The following is a 23239-nucleotide window of genomic DNA, read 5'->3' as shown; positions in this document are numbered from 1 at the left end:
TGATTTATAAGGTAAATTCTACCTTATAAATTAGCTTTTTTTAGTTTTTAATCAAAATTTGTATTTAAAGCATTTCTCTTTTTAATGATCTACCTTTTTGGTAAATTCACTTCTTAATTGATTTATATATTTTTTATCATCAGATGAAAGAGGAGGATACTTATTTGTTACAAATCCAACATAAAAGGGACTGTGATAAGGATTAATTAGTTCGATCGATTTAACTTCTCCGGATTGTATCAGCGGTTCATTTTGGACAACAAAGTCTATGCCAATTGTTATCGCAATATTTTCTTTGACAGCGCTTCTAATACTTTCGATATTATTTGTTTTAAATAGAATTTCTGATTTATTTTTTAAAAATTCATCATAATACCATCTAATGTTTTGTTCATCATGAATGACAAATGTTTCGTTTGATAAATCCTCTATTGTTAATTGCTTACATTCAGCAAGCGGGTGCTTTTTACTTACGCATATATTGATTTTTACCTCTTGAATAATATCGAAAACCATTTCTTTATTCGTTTTTAGCAACTTGTCATAAATCCAAATTAAGCCAAATCGTGCATTTTTTTGCTTTACATCATTTATGATTTCTTGTGTTGTTTTACCATTCACTTCGATTTTTGTGTTTGGACTTTCGGATTTAATTAGTTTAATTAAATTGACGATATAATGCATTAATCCTGGTACAGAATCGATTGTGATCTCTTTTTGTATTTCGTTTTTGTTTATTGCTAATTGTTTTAATTTTTCAGCTTGTGCCAATACAGTAACGGATTTTTCGATTAGTTTTTCGCCCTCAGGTGTGGGGATTGTTCCATGGCGTAAACGAGTAAAAATTTTAAATCCGAATTCTTCTTCTAAATTATTTATGGCCTGAGATATTGCAGAAACAGAAATATATAAGTTTTTTGCTGACATTGATAGCGATTTAGTTTTCGAGACATCGACAATATAAGCTAAATGGTCTAAATTCATTTGTTTTCTCCTTAAGAAATCGTTAACCTTAATTTAAGTATAATTAAATATATTTTAACCTATTTTAATTTTATAATAATTTTTGGGGATGTTTTTTAATTAAATCCTAATAAATTATAAGGGGAATTTAAATGAGGAGAAAGACTCGTACAATTTCGAAAGCGTTGTCAATTTCGTTAGCTTTATCTTTATTAAGTATGTCTGTTGTGAGTAAGCAGGCTTATGCTGCACTTAAAGATATTGAACCTGTAAATGTGCTGGCATCCAAAAAAAGTAAAGATGAAAAGGATTTAGTAAATTTTCGTATTATGGAAACGACAGATATCCATACAAACTTATTAAATTATGATTACTACAAAGACGCAACATATGAAAAAGTTGGGTTGGCTAAAACTTCGACATTAGTAAAAGAAGCTCGAAAAGAAGTTCCAAATAATGTGTTAGTCGATAATGGTGATTTAATACAAGGAACGCCACTTGGAACTTATGAAGCTAAAATTGATCCTATAAAAAAGGGAGAAGTCCATCCAGTCTTTAAAGCAATGAACATTATGAAATATGATATTGCAACACTGGGCAATCATGAGTTCAACTATGGATTAGATTTTTTAAATGAGGCATATAATGATGCAAATTTTCCGTATATAAATGCAAACGTTTACGTAGATGATCACGATAAAAATCCTAAAAATGACAAAAATAAATTTAATCCATATAAAATTATTAAGAAAAAAGTAATCGATGAACAAGGGAAAAAGCACGAAATTAAAGTTGGCTTCATTGGATTTGTTCCTCCACAAATTAGTGAGTGGGACAAATCAAATCTTGATGGCAAAGTGATCACTAAAAATATTGTAGAAACAGCTAAAAAATTCATTCCTGAAATGAGAAAAGACGGAGCAGATGTTATTGTCGCAATGACACATTCAGGTTTTAATGCGAATAAAGAAAATACTGAAGATGTTATTTATTCGTTAAGTGAAGTATCTGGTATTGATGCAATTACCTTTTCTCACACACATAAAGTGTTTCCGGCAAAATCAGAGGCTACACTTGATGCCTTATTTTTAGGGGCTAATAAAAAGCCATTGCCAGGAATAGATAATTCAAAGGGAACTATTAACGGTGTACCGGCAGTTCAAGCAGGATATGGTGGCGGTTCATTAGGATTGATTGACCTTACACTTAAGAAAGAAAAGGGAAAATGGTCAGTAGTAAATTCTAAGTCTTCAACTAGAGAAGTATACGTTGATGTGAAGGATCCTGCAACTGGTAAAACAGTAACTGAAAGTACAGTAGCATCGGATCAAGAAATAGTAAAAGCTATTAAACCAAATCATGATGCCACAGTTAAATATGTAAATACAGCGATTGGCTCTACAACTGATGATATTCATAGTTATTTTTCATTGATTCAAGATGATCCATCAATACAAGTCGTAACAAATGCACAAAAATGGTTTGTAGAAAAATATATTGCTGAAAAGAAACCAGAATATAAAGAATTACCTATATTATCAGTAGGTGCTCCATTTAAAGCTGGGCGTAATGGAGTAGCTGAATATACAGAGATTAAAAAAGGCGATCTAACAATTAGAAGTGCTGGCGATTTATATCTTTATGACAATACTTTAAAAGCTATTAAAGTAAAAGGTTCTGTTGTCAATGAGTGGATTGAGATGACCGCCGGTAAATATAATCAAATTGATCCATCTAAAACAGAAGAACAAGCTTTATTAAATCCAGCTTTCCCTGTTTATAATTTTGATGTAATTGACGGTGTTAATTATCAAATTGATGTAACAAAACCCGCAAAGTATGATATAAATGGTAATTTAGTAAATAGTAATTCAAGTCGAGTAGTAAATTTAACATATAATGGGCAACCATTAGATTTAAATCAAGAATTCATTGTTGTAACAAATAACTACCGTGCTAGTGGAGGTGGAAATTTCCCAGGTGTTAAAGGAAGCGAACTAGTTGTAGATTCTGCTGATGAAAACCGTCAAATTTTAATGGATTATATTTCTGAAATGAAGACAATAACACCAACAGCAGACAATAACTGGTCTATCGCCCCGATTAACGGTAATGTAAATGTAACTTTTACAACTGCACCAAGAGCAGAAGAGTTTATTAAACCAAATAGCAATATTTCGTTTACGAATAAAACTGACGCAAGCGGATTTGGTATTTTTAGATTACAGTTAGGAAATGCACAAAAAGAGAATATTAAAGTACAATTGCTAGGATTAAATGACTTGCATGGTCAACTTGATACGGATACAAAAGTGATGCTTAATGGACAAGATGTATTAGCAGGTAGCATGGAATACACAGCTGCGGCAATGAAGCAGCGTGAAGCAACAAATCCAAATACATTATTAGTTCACGCAGGAGACATGATTGGTGGAAGTCCACTAATCTCTGCGTTATTCCAAGACGAGCCAACTGTTGAAGTGATGGAGGCAATGGGCTTTGATGTAGGTACAGTTGGAAATCATGAGTTTGATGAAGGTATTGCTGAATTAAAGCGTATGATTAATGGCGGAGAACACCCTAATGGTACAAAAGGATATGACGGAATGAACTTTCCGGTTATTGCTGCCAATGCATATGATACTGCAACTGGACAATTAATTACGCAGCCATACACAATTAAAGAAGTAGGCCGTAAAAAGATTGGATTTATCGGAGTAGTAACGCAAGAAACTCCTAATATGATTGTTCATAAAGGGAATGAAACGCTTGAAATCCGCGATGAGGTTGAAGCAATTAACCATTATACGGATATTTTAAAAAAACAAGGTATTAAAGCAATCGTCGTATTAGCTCATAACCCTACTCTTCAAACAGGAAAAGCGGATTTATATGATGCAACTGATATTGCTGAAAAAGTTGATGATGAAGTAGATGTTATTTTTGCTGCTCATAATCATGTATTTAATAATAAAGAAGTTGATAATAAATTAATTGTACAAGCTTATTCCTATGGATCTGCATTTTCTGATGTAGATTTAGAATTAGATGCAGTTACAGGTGAAATTGTTAAGAAGGAAGCAGAAGTAGTAACAGTTTATCAAAAAGATTATACGCCTGACCCGACAATTTCTTCGATCATGAAGAAATACGAGGATTTAATAGCACCAATTAAAGCTGAAATCGTAGGCGATTCTATGCAGACTTTACCAAAAGGTTACCCATCTTCAGATTCTATCGGTGATTTTGCATTAGGAAACTTAATTGCAGATGGAATGAAAGCTTCAATGAATGCTGACTTCGCAATGATGAACGGAGGTGGAGTTCGTTCACAACTTGATGCTGGTCAAGTTACGTTTGGTGATTTATTCGCTATCCAACCATTTGGAAATGTATTAAATAAAGTAATGCTTAGTGGTCAAGATATTGAGACTGTATTAAATAATCAAATTACTGATAAGGGCTTAGACTTCCACATAGCTGGATTTAAGTATACTTGGGATTCATCGACTAGAAAGGTAGTAGATATCTTATTACCAAATGGAAATAAAATTGATCCAAATAAAGAGTACTCAGTTGTTGTAAACAACTATATGTATGGAAATATAAAATATGGTATTGGTGAACTTTCAACTAATTTAGAAGTCGGACCAGAAGATCTTCAAGCAACTGTAGATTATGTGAAATCACTTCAGAGACCTTTCGTTTATGAAGTGGAAGGAAGAATTCAAAAAGTAAATTAACCGCTGAACTTTTTTATAGTTGGTTAAAAAGTAAGAAATGACGTGTGAAACATTGCACGTCATTTTTTATTTCACGTTAAGAGTGTATAAATTGGCAATGGTGAACAGGTATTGCTTGATCACTTGAAGCTAATTCTAATGAGGTGAAATTAGACAGTCAAATGTTATTTCAAGCACATGCTTTAGAATCAAAAAAAGTAGCTGCAACAATCAAAGTACCAACGACAGCTAAAGTGGGCATTACGAAGGCTATTTAATTATGACAATTCAAGCAGACAAATACGAACAATATTAGAGTACCATTTAGCGTTAGATCGGAAAAACCACAAGGAATAGTTTTTACCTTGTAGATTTTTCATCATTTGTTGAACAATAGTATCTTTTAATCTACACTTCACTAATCATCTAAATTAAATCTAAGAAATATTATCCACGAACTAAGTCACTTCTAGTAAAAAAGAAAGAGACTATACATAGTTCACATTTCCTTTATTATAACTGAATATTCATAATACATTGTCAAAGTTAATTTAGTGTATTAATATTAACGTAAGCGAATACATATCTCGTTGCCAGTTCCTTCCTTTTCGGTTGGAATTTTGCACGGAATACCTGTTTTGCGGGAGGAAATAAATTGTACAATAAAGATACTATTTATATTATTGGAGACGCAAAGACTTCATCCAATAATCCAATCATGCAGAAATATAACGCCTTCTTTATTGGATTAGTAGTTGATCGGACAAGCCATTCTATAATTGATGCTGATTGTTCAGCAACCATTCCTTTAACTTCAGCCTTTGTGAAGCAATTATTTGTGAAACAATCGATGTTGGATGTTGACGGAGTAATAAATGATATTAATACACGTTATTTTGGTTCTTCTCAGAAGGCACTTTCAGTGGCCTTCAAAAATGCGCATATAAAATACATACAAATAATTGAATCTTAATGCTGCTTTATCTATTTACGTAGATGAAATCCAGCTATTAGAAAGGAATGCCCTTACTAATAGCTGGATTTTTATTTTTTATTCAACATTTTGGTAGTTTGCTAGAAAAATGCATTTAATTCAAAAGAGAGAGGATTAGACTATGAATATTCAAGCTATACAAGTACAGACAGAAGTCTTCCCATTAAAAAAGCCTTTTAAAACAGCACTAAGGACAGCTACTGAAGTAGAAAACGTCTTTGTTTATGTTCAGCTAGAGGACGGAATAGTAGGAGTTGGAGCTGCTGCACCTACGCTAGCGATTACTGGTGAATCGAAGGAAAGTATTGAAACAATCTTAAAAACAGTACTTACTCCACTTTTATTAGGAAGGGATATTCAAAATATTAATGAACTTTCACTACTAATTGAACGTTCTTGTGTGGCAAATACAAGTGCGAAGGCAGCTATGGAAATTGCGCTATATGATGCACTATGTCAGCACCTTAATCTCCCACTCTATCAATATCTTGGAGGAAAAACCAATCAATTAAGGACCGATATGACTGTCAGTGTTGGAGCTGTCGATGAAATGAGTCAGGATGCGAGTCAAATCATTAAGGATGGCTTTTCCATTTTGAAAATTAAAGTCGGAAAAGACTGGACAAGTGATATTGAACGAATAATGGCCATCCGTGAAAAAGTTGGACATGACATCTCAATCCGTTTAGATGCCAATCAAGGATGGACAAGGCGACAAGCCGTTTCGATTATCCAAAAATTAGAAAAGTTGAATGCAAATATAGAGCTGATTGAACAACCAGTCCAAGCAGGTGATATTGATGGGCTGAAATTTGTTAAACAGAACGTTAACACACCAATCATGGCGGATGAAAGTCTTTTTTCTCCACAAGATGCAGTTCGTCTAATTAAAGAAGATGCAGTTGATCTTTTAAATATCAAATTGATGAAAACAGGTGGAATTAGAAGAGCAATTCAAATTGCAGATATTGCTGAAAGAGCAAATATTCCTTGCATGATTGGAAGTATGATGGAAACTTCTGTCTCCGTAATTGCAGCAGCACATATTGCTACTGCTCATCCAAATATTCAAAAAATCGATTTAGATGCACCACTTTGGTTAAAGAATCAAGATTTTGATGGTATTGAATTTATTGGGGATGAAGTTCATTTATCATCTCTACCTGGTCTAGGGCTTCATCGAAGATTATCCAAAAGTCTTCGTTAAAATATGGAGGGGAGTTTTTATGATGAAAAAGACAAAAAAAGTGATTCTTAGTTTATGTGTGGCAGGTGCTTTACTATCTACAATGACAACTCAATCATTTGCAAAATCGCATAAAGAGCTTCAACCAGGGGATACAGCCTATATAGATGTATCAGTTTCAACTCAGTGGACAACAAATGGTAGATTTAATGTTAGAGATATTGATGCCCCGTCGCTAAGTAATCCAGTTGATCCATGGAAATGGTCAGCAAATATGCAAGATGCCGAGGATAGACGCTGGCTTACTGGAAATCTTGAGACGCAAGCAGTGTATGGAACAAAAGTTTCAATCTTACAAGAAGATGGAGACTGGGTGCAAGTTGCAGTAGAAGGTCAACCAACCCCACGTAATCCTTTAGGTTATCCGGGATGGATGCCGAAGAAACAGCTAACAGCGGATGAACGCTTAGAGAAGTTTAATAATAAACCATTTATTATGGTATCTAGTCCAACAGCATTCTTATACAATGGTAAAAATCTTAAAAATAAATTTATGGAGATTAGCTTTAATACACAATTACCTGTCCTAAAAGATTATGGAAAAGTAGTAAAAGTTGCCACTCCTGATGATGGAAATAAATTTATTAAAAAAGAAGATGTAGCAGTATACAAAAACGAAAAGCAATTTCCTAAAGCAACGCCTAAAAATTTAATAAAAACAGCGAAACAATTCTTAGGATTACGCTATCTATGGGCTGGCGTATCAGGCTTTGGATTTGATTGTTCAGGATTTACATATAGCTTGTTCAAGTCATTTGGTGTAACAATTCCACGCGATTCTTCCGTACAAGCTAAAAACGGTATAGAAGTCAAAAAAGATGAAATTCAACCTGGTGACCTTTTATTCTTCGCAAGCAACAACGGTACTGGATCTGTTCACCACGTTTCAATGTATATTGGAAATGGTTTAATGATTCAGGCTCCAAATGCTGATCGTAGTGTAGAAATTATTCCATTAAATACAAAAGGGTATATTGAAGAGTTCTCTGGTGCTCGTCGCTATTGGACAGAGTGATAAAGAATAGTGAGAAAAGAAGTAAAACCATGAACAATTGCACTTGTTCATGGTTTTTATTTCTTTCTGATAATTTAGGAGATAGCAAGAAAATTTTTCATTTATTGAAGAATCTTTCACTTTAGAACTAGCTTTAGGTTCCTATTTCGGATTAAGAAGGGTGATTTCGAATTTTGGTTCAATCGACATCCGTGGATAATCTTTTCTCCAATTTAAAGACTCCCAAACTTTTGGATGGAATGCTTTTAATTCCTTTCCTATCCCTAGAACGTCTGAATTTGCTGATTGCATAGTCTTAATCGTTTCCAATGCCAAATCTTCAAAATGTTTATTTAGGATTTTTTCCATTCGAGCATAATCAGGCTTTAACTTATGGCCTTCTTCACCAAGCTCGAAAGCACTGACTTGTAACCGAACCTTAATGCTAATTTTCGGTAATTTACTTGCCGATTTGGAAACGGTGATTTTTGAAAAATCTCTTTTGACTGTAAAGCCATAATTATTTTTGTTAGTTGTAACTAATGAAGATTTTTCAGAGTTTTTTTTAGAAAAATTTCCAGTAAATCTTTGTCTTCCAGTGTTACCACCTTGCAATAACATCATCATTTTAACTTGTTCTCTATCAAGTTTTTTACCTGTTGGTGCACCATTACGGAATAATAATGCACCACTTAATTCTAACTCTGAATTTATTTGACTTAACAAAGGTAATGCTAAATCACCCAGTGCGTCATCCCGGGATTGAATAAAGTTCATCATTGAAATTGTTGGTATGGTTTTGTTCTTCTCCATAGAGCTAATAAATTCATTCAAATCTTTCGAAAATTCTTTACTTGGTACTGAAGCAGTTTCAAACGTTTTAGAAAGATCACCATTAATTACAATAATAGGTGTGTTAATAGATGAATATGGAGCACCTAGTAAAAAATCAAGCTCTGAAACAGGATTCTTTGTAGCAAAACTTTCACTAATCAAATAGACTCTCGTACTAATCCCTATGAAAGGAGACTGATCGGTAAATTCCCATTCGCCAATTGCTTCTGCTAAACTTGGTCCTTTCAACTCCTTCATTACTGATAGTGGCTCTCCATTACCTTGTCCGGTATTTTTAAGCTTCGTAATGAGAAAAAAGGCCTCAACTTCACCTGTTTTTTCGTCTATGTCAAAACCATTTACATCAACTAAATGAAGCTTATTTAATTCCAATCGATCCCAACATCCAGTCAATAGTGGCAAAAGTAGAATTAAAGTTAAGGATTTTTTCATTTTTTCGCCACCTTTTCTTTAACTAAAGATATTGAAAGAAGTAATGCTGGTAGACCTATAATCATAATGGCTGTTGAAATATTATGATACTCAGAAAATTTGGGAATATACTGTCGGTTTGAGAAGAAAATCCCTGCCCCGAAACATAAAATTGCCAATAGCCATACTAAAAGTGAATGGTTACGTTTTTCATTTTTACCGATAAAAGCTAAATATCTTGCAGACAAAAATAAGTAAATATAAGCTGTTACGAGCGTGACCGATAACCAAATTGTGATAAAGAGAATATCTAGACTTTGTACAACTGGCCATCTGAACTTTCGTAGAATAAAGATCATTGGCTCTGGAATGTATTTTAATTGATTTTCACTAAAGTTGTACGTCACAATAATTGTGATAATCAGATAGACTAAAGTCGTAATTCCATTAGCAACTGACATAGCAATTATGATATCCTTCTTTTTTTTACATTTTACAAATGGAAATACATACAAGAGAAGCTCGTACCCAGCAAATGCCCAAAAGGCTGGGATAGCGCCTTTAATTATAGGACCAATTCCGTGAGTACCTATTGGCAAAAAATGACGAAAATCTCCTTTTCCAATACCACTAATTAAGATAATCACAAAGCAAATCAGAAACATAACCACAACAGACTGTGTAAGAGTTGAAATTGACCGAAGAGTTGATGAAGCGATGTACCCAGTAGTTATGACGAATAATCCAATTAGAACGAACCAAGGTGTTTCAAATAATAGCCAACGATTAATGACATCAGAATAAGAAATGATGAGCATTAAACAAGATTCTGCACAGTATGCTGCAAATAGAATGTTTATAAATGTTCCTAATGGCTTTCCAATAAGGGTAGATATGTATTTTTGAAAGGGTCGGTCTGGATAACTTTTTCCAAGTTGATAGATGATTAAAATACTAATTTGAGCAATTGCACCTGCAATAATAACGGACATCCAAGAGTCATATCCTGATATTTTAGACATTTTATATGGAATTGATAATACACTAACACCTATTTGATTCATTACTACAAGGCAAACAAGTTGATTAATGGAAACTTTTTTTAATTGAATCAATTTGTATCCCCCTTTGGATTACTTACTCTAGTTTCGTCCTTAGCCAAGCTTTCCACTGGTCGTTTTTTCATGCTTTTAATCGGTGCTCTGAAAAGAGTATCTTTAAGCGTCTCACCATTAAACGCCGCATAAAAGTATGGTATACCCATTGTATTCATACGGGATAAATGTGTCAGAATCAATAGAAATGAAATCTCCAAACCGATTAGTCCGAAAAATGCTGCCATGAATATAAAAGGGTAAGCTAACAAACGAGCCGTATTACTCATTTCATACGAAGGGATGATAAATGAAGCAATCCCTGTAAGTGCTATTATGACTACCATCATATTTGATATTAAATTTGACTGAACAACGACAGTACCGATTACGATACCACCTACAACCCCAATCGTCTGACCAATTGGATTTGGTAAACGGACAGTTGCTTCTTTTAAAACTTCAAGAATGACAAGCATTGTTATTGCTTCTAGGATAGGTGGCATTGAAACGAACTGCATAGAGCTTTGAAGAGTGAGTGCAAGATCTAGCGGAAGAACTCTCGGATCAAACGTAACGAGAGCCACATACGCACCAGGTAAACTAATGGCAATTATAAAACAAATAATTCGTAGAAATCTTAAAACACTACCGAATAACCAGCCGACCTGGTAATCATCTGGACTTTGAAAAAATGCCCAGAATGATACTGGAACGATTACACAATCTGGCGCACCATCAACTATAAGTGCAATCTTCCCATCCATCAGGTAAGATTTTATACGGTCCATTCTTTCAGTTATGAGCATTTTCGGAAATAATGAGAATTTTTTATCTTGAATCAATTCTTGAAAAAGACCTGGTGATTCTATGTAATCGATGTCAATATTATCTATCCTACGTTCAAATTCCTGTAATACAACTTCATTAGCTAAGGATTGTAAATAAAGCATCGCTACTTTTGTATTTGATCTACGCCCGATTTGATGGTTCTTTATGACTAGGTCTGGTGTCGCAACTTGCTGACGTATCATATTAAGATTTGTATTTAAGTTTTCATTTAATGCTTTATGAGACCCGCGTAGAACACGTTCATTCATAGGGATATTTACTGAACGTTCTTTAATTAACTCGGCTCTAAGTAAATAAAGTTTTGATTCCCCTTTTATTTGTACAACTGTTTTCCCTTCAATCAGCGCATTAGCCGCAGCAGAAAGAAGTTCCGTTTCACTGTAATCGAGAATAGAGACAGCTTCGCGTATACAATCAGTAGTGTTATTAAGCAAAGGACGAATAATATGTTCTTGAACCTGTGCATCATCGATCATTGTATCTAAATAAAATAGGCGATAACTTCTTACACTTGTTCCAAAATTGCTTGATTTGAAGTCTGAGCTATTAAATAGCAATTCCCGAAGTAATTTTTCATTTGTATCTAAATTTCGGTCAGCTATCATTTAATACTCCTCATTTCTCAATTGGCAATTTTTCCTATTTTTCCCGTAAAATCTATTACTATTCTGTACTTTCAAATGTAATAATTTACAGATTTTTATAAAACGATATTACGAACAATGTAACGTTTTACTGTACGTTTTAAGTGAACTAACATATAATACAAATAGAAGGAGGGTGAAAACATTGGGATTGTCTATAAAATAGGAGAATTAGCAAAAGAAGTTGGAGTGTCTAAGCGTACAATAGATTATTATACAAACCTAGGATTACTTGAACCTGAGCGTTCGGAATCTGGACATCGGTTTTATAATGAAGCTTCTTTAGAGACTTTAAAATTTATTGAGCAATGCAAATCAATGCATTTACCACTCCAAGAGATAAAGGAAATTTTAAATAAGAAAAAAACTGCAATGCTTGAGACTCAGAGTATTGCTCCTCTAACAGAAGAAGTAACTGTTCATATGAATCAGTTACAAAATGAATTATCACAATTAAAATTTTTACTAGAAAATTTAACTTTAGAACAAAAACAAAATATTATAGGTCAATTAACGTCGCAAACATCAGAATTAATTCAGACGTTACTGTCATTTATTCTTTAAAAGGAGAGAATGTAAATGTTTTTTCACCCTATGGATTTCCTTATTTTAATTGCCTTTGGATTATCGATTTGGGCACAATTTAAAGTGAAATCTAGTTTTAATCACTGGGCTGAAGTGCCAGCATCTGGAGGATTAACCGGAGCTGAGGTAGCAAGATATATATTAAACAATAATAATTTACCTAACGTACCAGTAGAAGTTGTACCTGGGCGATTATCAGATCATTATGATCCGATGGCCAGAACAGTTCGCTTATCAGAGGAAGTATACTACGGAAGATCAATCGCATCTGTATCAGTTGCAGCACATGAGGTCGGGCATGCGATTCAACACGATACTTCATATGGATTTTTAACAATTCGTCACCGGATTTTTCCAATCGTTAACATTGCATCAGGTGCTGCGCCGTTACTACTATTAGCAGGATTTTTACTTCAAGCATTTTCTTTAATTGGAGTAGGTATTTTACTTTTTTCAGTAGCAGTAGCATTTCAATTGATCACTTTACCAGTTGAATACAATGCTAGTTCACGAGCAAAGAAATTAATGCTAGCATCAGGTATAATCCATGACACTGACAGAAAAGGTGTTAATAAAGTACTAGGAGCTGCTGCACTTACGTATTTAGCAGCTACCTTAATTTCAGTTTTAGAGCTAGTAAAATATTTATTTATTTTTTTCCAAGGACAAACAGAAGAAGAATAATAAATAATCAAAAAGATGATTTCGGATTTTCATTCGAAATCATCTTTTTTAGGTTGAAAAATTAAATTTAAATTGGTTAGTATGTTTAAAATTTCAATGTCTAAAATAGTAGATAGGGTTTTAAACTTGGAAGATTTATGTATTTTTGTAGCCTTATCTTTTTAGCATATTAAATGTTGTACAATTACGAGGTTAAAAAAAGGGGAGGGAAATTATGACACTTTCTGTAATAGAGCACTTTTTAAATACATACAAAGACTATGCAGTTATTCTTAGTATTCTAATAAATATACTAGTCAGTATTATTGGTGTTATACCAAGCTGGTTTTTAACTGCAATCAATATTAAATTATTTGGTTTTACTGGTGGTTTCTTTGTATCTTATATTGGTGAGTTAATTGGTACGTTAATTTCATTCTTTTTGTATAGAAAAGGTCTACAAAAAAGATTTCAAAGTAATTCAAGTAAATTTAAGCTAGTTAATAGACTTTTAAGTTTAGAAGGAAAAGAAGCTTTTTATGGCTTAATCTTTATACGTTTTATTCCTTTTATTCCATCTAGTTTGATTACGTTAGTTGCTGCGTTTGGAAAGATTACTTGGTCAAGATTTATTTTAGCAAGTATAATTGGGAAGTTTCCAGTAGTCTTATTTGAATCGTATTCTGTCAATCAAGTGTTAGAATTCACTTTATTCGGTAAAATCATTTTAGGAATGTTAATTATTGCTTTACTAATTTACTTTTATAGAAAACGATTTAATGTATTTTTGAAAAATAAATTTTAATATTGTCTACAATGCTCAATCCTATTTTTATAAGGGGTTGGGTTTTTTTGTGGTTACTTACTTAAATAATATTGTTTTGATCATGAAACAGGTACTGATAACTCATACATAAACATGTCTAAATTAATTTAAATATACATATATTGAAATACCTCAATTTTGAAAGAGCATTCCATTTTAAACAAAAGAATGATTAAAAGGAAGCGTTCTTACTTGAAAACGGCGTTTCTCAATAAGGAGGGAAAAGGGGCATCCGAGAAAGGCAAAAATAATTAAGAAAATTATAAAAATCGCTTTCTTTAAGTAACTATGTAGCTACTAGGAGGGTGTTATTTAGTGAATAGAGTTTCGTTAAATGATTTATCGAAGAATTTTGAAGAAGTACATCCTGGTTTATCGAATCGTGAAGCATTTGAAGAAGCACATCGATGTCTTTATTGCTATGATGCGCCGTGTATTAAAGCGTGTCCAACTGGAATTGACATACCATCATTTATTAAGAAAATTGGTTCAGGCAATTTAAAAGGATCAGCTAAAACGATTATGTCATCTAATCCAATTGGCGCAAGTTGTGCTCGCGTTTGTCCGACCGAAGAGTTGTGTGAAGGTGCATGTGTACTCAATCACTCTACTAAACCAATCATGATAGGAAATCTACAGCGTTATGCAACAGATTGGGCAATTCAAAATAATTCAGTTTTATTTAAGGCTGGACAAAAGAACGGAAAAAAAGTAGCAATCGTTGGTAGCGGCCCCTCTGGATTAGCTGCAGCTCGTGAACTCGCTATACTTGGCTATGAAGTAACGGTCTATGAAGCGGAAAATTATGCAGGAGGATTAAATCGATACGGAATCGTTTCGTTCAGGTTACCGAAGCATATATCAAGTTGGGAAGTTCAACAAGTAGAAAAATTAGATGTGAAAATTCATACGAATACTAGAGTCGGATCAGATATATCATCAAATGAACTATTAGAAAACAATGACATGGTCGTGCTGGCTATCGGTATGGGTAAAGTACCGATGCTTGATATAGAAGGTGAGGATTTGAACGGAGTATATGATGCGATTGATTTTGTAAAGGAGACAAAATCTGGTGAGTTAACAGATCGCTTTATTAATAAAAACATCGTTGTAATAGGAGCTGGAAATACCGCAATTGATGCAGCGACATGTTCTGTTCGTTTAGGAGCAGCTAATGTTAAAATTTTATACCGCAGGACTCAATCAGAAATGAGCGCTTATCAATTTGAATATGATTTTGCAAAGCAAGATGGTGTGGAATTCCGATGGCTAACTTTACCGATTCGAATAATTGGTAAAAACGAAAAAGTAATAGCACTTGAATGTGTTCGTTTGGAATTAGGTGAAGTAGGAAAAGACGGTCGTCGTCGACCTGTCCTTATTCCTGATTCGAATTTTACAATTCCTGTAGATGGGGTTATTAAAGCAATCGGTCAAACACGGTATAACGATCTCATTGAACAATTTGAATTAGATCATAATGATGGAGTCGTAAAAGTAAATTCAGAAACTTTTCAAACATCTAATCCGAAAGTATTTGCCTGTGGTGATGTCATATTTGGAAAAGGGCAAGGTGAAGCAATGGTAGTGACTGCTGCACAGCAAGGAAAAGAAGTAGCTTATGCTATTCATAAACAGTTAAATACTTAAAGGGAGGTTTTCTTGCATGGCAGATTTACGAATTAATCTTGCGGGCATTCAATCACCTAACCCATTTTGGCTTGCTTCTGCACCTCCAACAAATTCGGGGTATCAAGTTCAGAGGGCTTTTGAAGCTGGTTGGGGAGGGGCAGTTTGGAAAACTTTAGGTGAGCCGATTATTAATACCTCCTCTAGATTTGCGGCTACTAACTTCAACGGACAAAGAGTTGCCGGCTTTAATAATATCGAACTAATTAGTGACCGACCTTTAGAAGTAAATTTAAAAGAAATTTATGAAACGAAAAAAAAATTTCCAGACCACGCGATTATCGCATCACTAATGGTTGAACCGAAACAGCATAAATGGCATGAAATTGTAAAACGGGTAGAGGATGTTGGGGTTGATGGTTTAGAGCTTAATTTTGGTTGCCCACATGGTATGGCGGAGCGAGGAATGGGTTCAGCATCCGGTCAAGTGCCAGAATTAGTAGAAAAACAAACTTTTTGGGTAAAAGAAGTCGCAAAAACGCCAGTCATTGTAAAGTTAACACCTAACATTACTGATATAACCGTAACTGCAGAAGCAGCAGTAAGGGGAGGCGCAAATGCAGTTAGTATGATCAATACAATAAACAGTTTAATAGGAGTAGATTTAGATACTTGGAATACAATTCCACATGTTGCAGGAAAAGGGGCACATGGTGGATATTGTGGACCGGCCGTAAAACCAATTGCATTAAATATGGTAGCAGAATGTGCACGGAATCCACGCATTACAGTCCCAATTTCTGGTATTGGTGGAATTTCGAATTGGCAAAATACTGTAGAGTTTTTGCTAATGGGAGCGACAGGTGTTCAAGTTTGCACAGCAGCAATGCACCATGGCTTCCGAATTGTTGAGGACATGATTGATGGATTAAACAATTACTTAGACGAAAAAGGAATTTCCTCCGTAATGGATCTTGTAGGTAAAGCAGTTCATAAATTTTCAGATTGGGGAAATTTAGATTTAAATTATCAAATAGTCGCTAGAATTGATACTGATGAGTGTATTAACTGCAATAAATGCCATATCGCTTGTGAAGATACTTCTCATCAATGTATTGATATGTTAATAGATGATAATGGAAAATCTTATTTAAAGGTACGTGAAGAGGACTGCGTTGGATGTAATTTATGTGCTATTGTTTGTCCGGTGGAAGGTGCCATAAATATGGTAGAAGTAACAAGTGATCACGCTCCAATGACTTGGAATGAACGACAACAAGCTTTGAGTAGGCTAGCGCGTTCTAATGAATACTCAATTTTAAAGGGGGGAAGAAAAAGAAAATGAAGAAGATTATTCGAAATGGAACAATTGTGACTGCTACAGATACTTTTAAGGCTGATATTTTAATAGAAGAAGATAAAATTTCAACTATTGGGCTAAATTTAGAAGACGCAGATGCTGAAGTTATTGATGCTTCAGGTAATTATATTTTTCCAGGAGGTGTAGATCCCCACACGCATTTAGACATGCCGTTTGGAGGAACCGTCACAAAAGATGATTTTGAATCTGGAACAATTGCTGCAGCTTTTGGAGGAACAACAACAATTATAGATTTTTGTTTAACAAATAAAGGAGAACCGCTCCAAAAATCAATTGAAAAATGGCATAAAAAATCGAATAATAAAGCAGTCATCGATTACAGTTTTCACTTAATGATTGGGGAAATAACAGATGATGTTTTAAAAGAGTTACCTAGAGTAATAGAAAAAGAGGGAATTACTTCATTTAAAGTTTTCATGGCATATAAAAATGTATTCCAAGCCGATGATGCTACATTGTACCGTACCTTATTAGCAGCTAAAGAATATGGCGCACTTGTAATGGTACATGCAGAAAACGGCGATGTTGTAGATTATTTAATAAATGAAGCATTAGCTGAAGGAAAAACAGAGCCAATATATCATGCCTTAACTCGTCCTCCAGAAGTGGAAGGGGAAGCTACAGGAAGAGCGGCTACATTAACTGATCTAGCAAACTCGCAACTTTATGTCGTCCACGTTACATGTGCTGAGGCAGTTGAAAAAATAACAGAAGCCCGAAACAATGGAGTTGATATTTGGGGTGAAACATGCCCACAATACTTAGTGCTTGATCAGACCATGCTTGAAAAGCCTAACTTTGAAGGGGCAAAATATGTTTGGTCGCCTCCACTTCGCGAAAAGTGGAACCAAGATGTGCTATGGAATGCATTAAAAAATGGAAACCTTCAAACTCTAGGATCCGATCAATGTTCCTTCGACTTCAAAGGCCAAAAAGAATTAGGTCGTGGTGATTTTTCGAAAATCCCAAATGGAGGACCAACCATTGAAGATCGTGTAACGATTTTGTTCTCTGAGGGTGTAAAAAAAGGGAGAATAACATTAAATCAATTCGTTGACATTACTTCTACTAGGAGTGCAAAGCTATTTGGTTTATACCCTCAAAAAGGAACTATTGCAGTTGGCTCAGACGCAGATTTAGTTATTTTTGATCCGAATATTAATCGAACACTTTCTTCTGAAACTCACCATATGGCAGTGGACTATAATGCATTCGAAGGTATGGAAGTAACAGGAGAGCCAGTGAGTGTTTTAGTTCGTGGAGAATTTGTAATAAAAGAAAAGCAATACGTCGGAAATGCAGGTAGTGGCCAATATTTAAAAAGAAAAAAGTACGGTGAAAAGGATTTTAGATTAACTTCAAGAGTAAAGTAACGAAGGGAATGGTCCATTTAATGTCAACGTTTAAAGAATTTTTAATCGAAAGAAATAAAATAGACTTTCTTATAAAGAAAGGCTATAAGATTAAAAATGTTAGAGAAACGCTAGACGGTGCCTTTGTTGACTTTGAAAATCAAATGGAAGAGGAGCAGTTTATAACACTTCAAATCATGAATGCTGATACTCGTAAATATTTTGGATCGTTAATTATTAAACAGTTTGGGATTCATTTGTAGTAGATTAATATGTTTTTTTTATTAGAAACAGGAAATCGCAATTAATATCTGGAAATCACAAATAAAAATGGCAATACTCATATTATTGTGTAAAAAGAAAATAGATCATATCTGTTCCATAATACAATGATTTCGACTAAGAAAATCTTGTATTGGAAGAATAAATAATGGCGCAAATCAATCTTACATGAAATTATTAAGTCCTCATACTATTTTCAAATCGCATAATATCCGTTTAGACTAACGGGACATGCGATTTTTTTTCTGTTTAAAAAAAGCTCTCCCATTAGTTAGTAACTTGAGTACTAATGGGAAAGCAAAATAGGATTTAATCAAATCTACTTGTTATCATTTTCTTCCTTGTATAGAAGTCAACTCCATCTGTTCCGTTTGCGTGGAGGTCGCCGTAAAAAGAGTTTTTCCATCCAGAAAACGGAAAAAAGGCCATTGGTGCAGGAACACCGATATTGACTCCAAGCATTCCTACTTCAATGTTTTCCCTGAAATATCTAATGCTTGAGGCACTGTCGGTAAAAATACAAGCTCCATTTCCAAAATCTGATTTGTTCGTTAGTTCGATCGCTTCTTCTAATGTTTTCACTCGAACGATTGAAAGTACTGGGGCGAAAATTTCATCCTTCCAAATTTTCATTGACGGGTTCACGTGATCAAAAATTGTTGGGCCAATAAAATAACCTTTTTCTTTTCTAATTAAGTCAATGCGACCATCACGTAATAAGGTTGCACCTTCTTTTATGCCACTTTGTATATACTGTTCCGTCCGTTCACGATGTTCTTTGCGAATGACCGGACCTAGGAATACGTCTTCATCTAATCCATTTCCAATTGTAAGGTTATTGGCTTCCTTTTTTAATTTTTCGATTAGTAGGTCAGCAATGTCGCCTACTGCTACAACGACTGAGCATGCCATACAGCGTTCACCTGCCGAACCGTATGCAGCTGTAATAATTTGCTTTACTGATTCACCTAAGTCAGCATCCTGTAAAACGATACTATGGTTTTTGGCTCCGGCTAATGCTTGAACACGTTTACCATTTGCAGATGCAGTTTTGTATACATATTCTGCCACGGGCTGTGATCCCACAAATGAAATGGCAGGAACATCTTTGTTTTGAAGTAATTCATTTACAATCTCATGTGCTCCATGAACAATATTAAATACACCTTTTGGAAGACCAGCTTCTGTAAAGAGCTCTGCTAAACGATTTGCTAGTAATGGTGTACGTTCAGAAGGCTTTAAGATAAACGTGTTTCCACAAGCTATCGCTAAAGGGAACATCCAACAAGGTACCATCATTGGGAAATTAAATGGTGTAATTCCTCCAACTACTCCAATAGGGTACCGAAACATTGCAGATTCTATATTGGTTGCAATATCAGGTAATTGCTTACCCATCATTAATGTAGGAGCACCAGCGGCAAATTCTACGCATTCAATTCCACGTTGAACTTCGCCATATGCTTCATTATAGCTTTTGCCATTTTCAATCGTTATTAAATTAGCAAGTTCATCCCAATGCTTGATTAACAATTGTTGATATGAAAATAGTATTCTCGCTCTTTTTGGAACAGGTGTTTTACTCCAACTATTAAAAGCGTTTTTTGCGGCTATGACAGCATTTTCTAAATCTGATTTAGTTGAGAGAGGAACAAATGCTAGTATTTCTTCAGTTGCTGGATTTGGAACTGGAATTGTTTTAGCATTAGGTGAAGCTTTAGCCCATTCTCCATTAATAAAATTCATTAAAACTTTTATATTAGTTTGCGTCGACATAGAATATCACCTCGAACTATTATAGGTTTGAGAATGCATTGTTTAATGTACTTACGATAAAATCAATCTCTTCATCAGTTGTAGTAAATGGAGGAGAAAGTGTGAGGATATTGTTGTAGCCAGGAACCGTATCTCCATTTCTACCGATTATTAATCCGTGTGCTTTACATTCAGTTATTATTTTTAATACTAATTCTGGACTAGCAGGCTTTTTACTTTTTTTATCTTCAACAAGCTCAATTCCTGCAATAAAACCAAAACTGCGGATTTCTCCAACATTTTTATAAGTTAGTAAACTATCCAATTTTTTACGAAGCTCATCACCTAAATAGGCTGCACGTTCTATTAAATTTTCATTTTCAATTATTTCTAAGTTTTTAAGTGCAACCGCGCATGAGGCAGGATTTCCACCGAATGTATTTACATGACGAAAGTGATTATCCGGACCAGGTTGTTTAAATACTTCATATAAATCGCTTCTTACGGCAGTTGCTGATAGTGGAGAATAAGCACTTGTCATTCCTTTAGCCATTGTGACGATATCGGGTTTTATTCCGAAGTTTTGATGTCCAAAATGTTTTCCAGAGCGGCCAAAGCCACATATAACTTCATCGACAATTAGTAAAATACCAAATTTATCACAAATATTTCGAACTTTTGCTACGTATTCAACTGGAGGTACAATAACTCCTCCGCCAGTAATTACTGGTTCCATAATAATGCCAGCAATCGTTTCAGCACCTTCATAATTGATAACATCCTCAATTGCTTTTGCGCATTGAATGCCACAATCACCATATGTTTTTCCAAAAGGGCAACGGTAACAATATGGAGGTGCCACGTGCTGAAAACCTGAAGAAAGAGGTTCATATTTTACTTTGCGATTAGCTTGACCAGTGGCACTTAGAGCCCCCATAGAATTCCCATGATAAGCACGATATCTTGAAATAAATTTATAACGTAAAGGTTCCCCATTTTGTTGATGGTATTGTCTAGCAATTTTAAAAGCTACTTCATTTGCATCTGATCCAGAATTAGAATAAAAAATGCGATAATCTCCACCAAGCCATTCATTTAACTTTTCTGCTAATAGAATAGAAGGAACATTGCCTTGGGACATAGGAACGTAAGGGATTGCTTGCATTTGTTCAGCTGCAGCTTTAGCAATTTCTTCGCGACCATAACCTACATTCACGCACCATAATCCAGACATACCATCTAAGTAATTTTTACCATCAATATCAGTAACGGTACTATTTTTCCCAGATACTAGAACCAATGGGTTTGGGTTGTGAGGGGACATATGATGCCATACATATTTTTGATCTAGTTCAATCAGCTCTTCTTTAGATCGAGAAGTAGAATAAGTCTTATTTACAGTTTTATCATTCACTAATTTTCACCAACTTTCAAAATTCATTTATTGGAATCTCAATTTTACATCTTTACTAATTAATATTACTGAATGACCCATATTATCCTATTACGAATAGACAAATTATAGATTAGTAACAAAACCGATTATTTTTTTTGATGGAACAAAGTCTATTTAGCAAAAAATGGTGTAGATAAAGAGCTGTTTATTTGTTTATTGATCTATCCAAGATTTACCTATATTAAACTTGTTCTTTAGTCCCTCAAATTTACGACTATTAATGTAGTATACTTAGTAATTGAATATTCAAAATGTTGAGGTGAGTCTTGATGTCCATTGGAAAAATAATTTATTACCACAGGAAGAAGCAAAAAATGAAGCAAGCACAGCTTTGTGCGGGTATTTGTTCAATTACTCATCTAAGTAAAATAGAAAATAATGTTAATGCTGTAGCTAGTGATGAAACATTGCAATTGTTATGTGAGAGATTAAAAGTTTCGATTGAAGAAGAAAACAAAAAGTACCATGTTCTAAAGGAAAAGTTAACTCTATTTTATGATGCAATGGAACGCATACATAGAGTGAAAGCAGACGAATTATATGAAGAAGTATTAAATCATAGCGACTATATACAATGCACGGATTTAATTTATCTTTTCGAGTTATTTAAGTTACGATATTTATTGTTTACATCTAGGATCCAAGAGTTTGAATTAGAGTCTAAAAAGATGATAAAAAATATTACGAAACTTAATCCTTTTGAGTTATTTTTATGGGAATTTTTACAGGCCATTTATAATGGACAAATACAAATGTTTGAAAAATCATTGGAAATTCTCAGTCGTTTAGAGTCCCAAGCAGATCAATACAGTGAAAAAGTATCTGATTTTTATTTTTATAAATCCGTAATGCATGGGAATTTAGATCAACATTCTTTATCGATCCATTACATATATAAGGTTCTACCTTACTTACAAGATAATTGTAATGTAATTCGAATTTTACATGTGAAGGCTGGCCTTTCGATTAATTTAATCTATCTTGGTGAGTTTGAAAAATCGGAGAAGATACTTACGTCCATTTTAAATTGCTCAGAATTACTTCAAGATACAAATGTAAGAGGATTAATCCTTCATAATTTTGGATTTTTGAATCACAAACAAGGTAATTTTCAAAAGGCATTAGAGTTTTACCATCAGTCATTGCAGTTTAAACAAATCAATACAAATACTTATTACCATACGATAAAATTCATTATTGATACTCATATTGAACTAAAGCAATTTAACGAAGCAATTAAACTGTTAAAAGCAGAACTCGGATCAATTCAAAATAAAAAATCAAATAACTATGTGCAATTAAAAAATATATATTTAAAAGTTAAAGGGAAAAAAAGTGCTTAATAAGCTAATAATATAAAATTGTTAAAAAACAGCTGAGAACTACAGTTGTTTTTTTTTTATTAATACAACATTAAAATATAAAAATGTATTTTTAATAAAAATTAACCCAAGTTTTTTATATAAAAAACGTGATTATTACACAAATTAACCAATGAATTGTTGTAAAAAAGGTTATATTATAGAATTATT

18 protein-coding genes are annotated in these 23239 nt (G+C 33.9%); 12 read left to right on the top strand and 6 right to left on the bottom strand.

The window, feature by feature from the left end:
• Positions 1-81: 81 nt before the first annotated feature.
• Entirely contained in the window at positions 82-984 is a 903-nt protein-coding gene (locus ACFCYN_RS17880) for a LysR family transcriptional regulator (RefSeq protein ID WP_375950752.1), read from the bottom strand.
• A 131-nt stretch (positions 985-1115) separates the two neighbouring features.
• On the opposite strand from ACFCYN_RS17880, the gene ACFCYN_RS17875 reads away from it, so the two are divergent.
• The 4 genes from ACFCYN_RS17875 (at position 1116) to ACFCYN_RS17860 (ending at position 7940) form a co-directional block, all read left to right on the top strand.
• Positions 1116-4706: a bifunctional 2',3'-cyclic-nucleotide 2'-phosphodiesterase/3'-nucleotidase gene (locus ACFCYN_RS17875; protein ID WP_375950750.1), complete on the top strand. Its 3591-nt coding sequence runs from the start codon at positions 1116-1118 to the stop codon at positions 4704-4706.
• Between the two features lie 634 nt (positions 4707-5340).
• Complete coding sequence (locus ACFCYN_RS17870; RefSeq protein WP_375950748.1) at positions 5341-5658, top strand: DUF3870 domain-containing protein; 318 nt, start codon at positions 5341-5343, stop codon at positions 5656-5658.
• Positions 5659-5800: 142 nt separating this feature from the next.
• A complete protein-coding gene (locus tag ACFCYN_RS17865) occupies positions 5801-6886 on the top strand; it encodes a dipeptide epimerase (RefSeq protein WP_375950747.1) in 1086 nt (361 codons plus the stop codon).
• A gap of 22 nt (positions 6887-6908) precedes the next feature.
• Positions 6909-7940: a C40 family peptidase gene (locus tag ACFCYN_RS17860; RefSeq protein WP_375950783.1), complete on the top strand. Its 1032-nt coding sequence runs from the start codon at positions 6909-6911 to the stop codon at positions 7938-7940.
• A 141-nt stretch (positions 7941-8081) separates the two neighbouring features.
• Here the strand turns inward: ACFCYN_RS17860 and ACFCYN_RS17855 are convergent, their stop codons facing one another.
• From ACFCYN_RS17855 to ACFCYN_RS17845, 3 genes are read right to left on the bottom strand one after another with little or no spacing between them, the layout of a single operon-like run.
• Positions 8082-9206 carry a Ger(x)C family spore germination protein gene (locus ACFCYN_RS17855; protein WP_375950745.1) on the bottom strand — a complete coding sequence of 375 codons (1125 nt, stop codon included), beginning with the start codon at positions 9204-9206 and terminating at the stop codon, positions 8082-8084.
• Complete coding sequence (locus ACFCYN_RS17850; RefSeq protein WP_375950743.1) at positions 9203-10300, bottom strand: GerAB/ArcD/ProY family transporter; 1098 nt, start codon at positions 10298-10300, stop codon at positions 9203-9205. The genes ACFCYN_RS17855 and ACFCYN_RS17850 overlap by 4 nt, the downstream gene beginning before the upstream one ends.
• Positions 10297-11736 carry a spore germination protein gene (locus tag ACFCYN_RS17845; RefSeq protein WP_375950741.1) on the bottom strand — a complete coding sequence of 480 codons (1440 nt, stop codon included), beginning with the start codon at positions 11734-11736 and terminating at the stop codon, positions 10297-10299. The genes ACFCYN_RS17850 and ACFCYN_RS17845 overlap by 4 nt, the downstream gene beginning before the upstream one ends.
• 189 nt (positions 11737-11925) lie before the next feature.
• On the opposite strand from ACFCYN_RS17845, the gene ACFCYN_RS17840 reads away from it, so the two are divergent.
• The 7 genes from ACFCYN_RS17840 (at position 11926) to ACFCYN_RS17810 (ending at position 18477) form a co-directional block, all read left to right on the top strand.
• The gene (locus tag ACFCYN_RS17840) at positions 11926-12339 is read left to right on the top strand and encodes a MerR family transcriptional regulator (protein WP_375950781.1); all 414 of its coding nucleotides are present in this window, start codon (positions 11926-11928) and stop codon (positions 12337-12339) included.
• A 15-nt stretch (positions 12340-12354) separates the two neighbouring features.
• Positions 12355-13044, top strand: a complete 690-nt coding sequence (locus tag ACFCYN_RS17835; protein ID WP_375950739.1) for a zinc metallopeptidase — start codon at positions 12355-12357, stop codon at positions 13042-13044.
• Positions 13045-13258: 214 nt separating this feature from the next.
• Entirely contained in the window at positions 13259-13828 is a 570-nt protein-coding gene (locus tag ACFCYN_RS17830) for a TVP38/TMEM64 family protein (RefSeq protein WP_172445502.1), read from the top strand.
• 336 nt (positions 13829-14164) lie between these two features.
• The gene (locus ACFCYN_RS17825) at positions 14165-15502 is read left to right on the top strand and encodes an NAD(P)-dependent oxidoreductase (RefSeq protein ID WP_172445501.1); all 1338 of its coding nucleotides are present in this window, start codon (positions 14165-14167) and stop codon (positions 15500-15502) included.
• Between the two features lie 16 nt (positions 15503-15518).
• Entirely contained in the window at positions 15519-16826 is a 1308-nt protein-coding gene (preA, locus tag ACFCYN_RS17820) for an NAD-dependent dihydropyrimidine dehydrogenase subunit PreA (protein WP_375950737.1), read from the top strand.
• On the top strand, positions 16823-18235 hold the full coding sequence (gene hydA / locus ACFCYN_RS17815; protein WP_172445499.1) for a dihydropyrimidinase: 1413 nt from the start codon (positions 16823-16825) through the stop codon (positions 18233-18235). Before preA ends, hydA begins: the two co-directional genes overlap by 4 nt.
• Before the next feature lie 20 nt (positions 18236-18255).
• On the top strand, positions 18256-18477 hold the full coding sequence (locus ACFCYN_RS17810; RefSeq protein ID WP_172445498.1) for a hypothetical protein: 222 nt from the start codon (positions 18256-18258) through the stop codon (positions 18475-18477).
• A gap of 328 nt (positions 18478-18805) precedes the next feature.
• Here ACFCYN_RS17810 and ACFCYN_RS17805 read toward each other — a convergent pair whose 3' ends face one another.
• On the bottom strand, positions 18806-20272 hold the full coding sequence (locus ACFCYN_RS17805) for a CoA-acylating methylmalonate-semialdehyde dehydrogenase (protein ID WP_375950735.1): 1467 nt from the start codon (positions 20270-20272) through the stop codon (positions 18806-18808).
• Between the two features lie 19 nt (positions 20273-20291).
• On the bottom strand, positions 20292-21665 hold the full coding sequence (locus ACFCYN_RS17800; RefSeq protein ID WP_172445496.1) for an aspartate aminotransferase family protein: 1374 nt from the start codon (positions 21663-21665) through the stop codon (positions 20292-20294).
• A 311-nt stretch (positions 21666-21976) separates the two neighbouring features.
• Here ACFCYN_RS17800 and ACFCYN_RS17795 point away from each other — a divergent pair, with 311 nt between their 5' ends.
• Complete coding sequence (locus ACFCYN_RS17795) at positions 21977-23050, top strand: helix-turn-helix domain-containing protein (RefSeq protein WP_375950732.1); 1074 nt, start codon at positions 21977-21979, stop codon at positions 23048-23050.
• Positions 23051-23239: the final 189 nt, after the last annotated feature.

The organism is Gottfriedia sp. NPDC056225, assembly GCF_042267765.1.
Classification (GTDB): domain Bacteria; phylum Bacillota; class Bacilli; order Bacillales; family Bacillaceae_G; genus Gottfriedia.
This window is presented reverse-complemented; position numbering and strand designations above follow the sequence as displayed.